General features: G+C 36.6%; 2 protein-coding genes. One reads left to right on the top strand and one right to left on the bottom strand.

Annotation, left to right across the window (positions count from 1 at the left end; all coding sequences use genetic code 11):
- Positions 1-238: 238 nt before the first annotated feature.
- The gene (locus D5018_RS21385) at positions 239-430 is read right to left on the bottom strand and encodes a hypothetical protein (protein ID WP_121840983.1); all 192 of its coding nucleotides are present in this window, start codon (positions 428-430) and stop codon (positions 239-241) included.
- 414 nt (positions 431-844) lie between these two features.
- On the opposite strand from D5018_RS21385, the gene D5018_RS21380 reads away from it, so the two are divergent.
- Positions 845-1,034, top strand: a 190-nt coding sequence (locus tag D5018_RS21380; RefSeq protein WP_133309377.1) for a hypothetical protein, incomplete at its 3' end; no start/stop codon positions are given.

The following is a 1,034-nucleotide window of genomic DNA, read 5'->3' as shown; positions in this document are numbered from 1 at the left end:
TCATATCTTCCTTTTTGAATCGTGTGTTTTGTTCATGGAAAGTTGAGCGTTCACTTGAATTAACAAACGATACAAAGATGGTACGGTCTAAGTCTAATATTAAGGTTAATTGAGGGTTGGTTTGAGAAACTTTATACCCCGCACGTAACACCCACTGAAACTTAGTTGGGGGGTATATTTCACTAGCTGAGGACGCAGTAGGAAAAACGGTCGGTTTTGCTAATTCGAAGTCATATTTCTAAATATTTTCTTTAGGTGTTTTTATATCGGTTTGGTGCCAAGCATCTATGCCTTTATTTTGTATTTTATCTGCTGTATATCCAAAAGTTGATAAAAGAACATCTTCTCCATTGTCCTTTTCTTCAATTAAACTGACAAACTGTACAAAATCATCTGAAGTTGAGGCATTGAATGGTATGAGATGAGCCATATCTGGTTTTAGTTACATAGGTTAGGCTTATTGTCTATTTTTGTTGACCTGTTTTCTATTTAAAATTAGTTAATCTAAGTGTATGAAAGAATCGGCAGTTGTTGCGCTTTGCACAAGTTTTTATAACGGATTTCTTTCAATGAACTGTCATAGATGAGTTGATTCTGAACACTGGCTGACTAACTTTTGCCCCAAACCAAGCTAGTGCAAAAGCTCTATTTATTATAAACCATAAGCCAAGGCATCCATTCAAAAATCAGAATCAATCGCTTATTCCAATATCTTTTACTTAATAAATTTTTAATCGAATTAGTAGGTTAACTTTTGTTCACAAAAAGAGATTTACTATCAATAGGTTGTATAACCTTTCTGCACATATAAAAGCACACTTGCAATGTATTAAGGTGAAGCATTATGAGCATGGCAACCTTACCCTTTTCCTCAGCACTAGGGCTAGTCAATAAGCTTGAAGATACTGCCAATCAAATATATCAACACCTCCCTTCAGCTGAGACGGTGCTCTCTGCTTCGATAGCTACAGGTGCTGGTTTAGCGACAGGCGGTATTGGCGCTGCGGGGATTGGTTTAGGTTATTGTGTTGTCG

The organism is Parashewanella curva, assembly GCF_003675895.1.
GTDB classification, from domain to species: Bacteria; Pseudomonadota; Gammaproteobacteria; order Enterobacterales; family Shewanellaceae; genus Parashewanella; species Parashewanella curva.
This window is presented reverse-complemented; position numbering and strand designations above follow the sequence as displayed.